The sequence below is a fragment of the Stenotrophomonas veracruzanensis genome, assembly GCF_032911525.1.
GTDB lineage: Bacteria > Pseudomonadota > Gammaproteobacteria > Xanthomonadales > Xanthomonadaceae > Stenotrophomonas > Stenotrophomonas africana.
Window position 1 is genome coordinate 1 of record NZ_JAWJTI010000075.1, and the last position, 585, is coordinate 585.

Below are 585 nucleotides of genomic sequence, written 5' to 3' on the forward strand. Positions count from 1 at the left end.
TTACTCGATGATCTTCGAGACCACGCCGGCGCCGACGGTACGGCCACCTTCGCGGATGGCGAAGCGCAGGCCTTCGTCCATTGCCACCGGGTTGATCAGGGTGACGACCATCTTGACGTTGTCACCCGGCATCACCATTTCGACGCCTTCCGGCAGCGCAGCTGCGCCGGTGATGTCGGTGGTGCGGAAGTAGAACTGCGGACGGTAGCCGTTGAAGAACGGGGTGTGACGGCCGCCCTCGTCCTTCGACAGGACGTAGACTTCGCCTTCGAACTTGGTGTGCGGCTTGATCGAACCCGGCTTGGCCAGAACCTGGCCACGCTCGACGTCGTCACGCTTGGTGCCGCGCAGCAGCAGGCCAGCGTTGTCGCCTGCCTGACCCTGGTCCAGCAGCTTGCGGAACATTTCAACGCCGGTCACGGTGGTCTTCTGCACCGGACGGATGCCGACGATTTCGATTTCGTCGCCAACCTTGATCACGCCGCGCTCGATACGACCGGTCACCACGGTGCCGCGGCCCGAGATCGAGAACACGTCTTCCACCGGCATCAGGAACGGCTTGTCGATCGCGCGCTCCGGCTCCGG

General features: G+C 63.9%; 1 protein-coding gene. It reads right to left on the reverse strand.

Annotated elements, in window-relative coordinates:
- On the reverse strand, positions 1 to 585 hold a 585-nt coding region (locus R1H25_RS20320), incomplete at its 5' end, for an EF-Tu/IF-2/RF-3 family GTPase (RefSeq protein WP_317224471.1).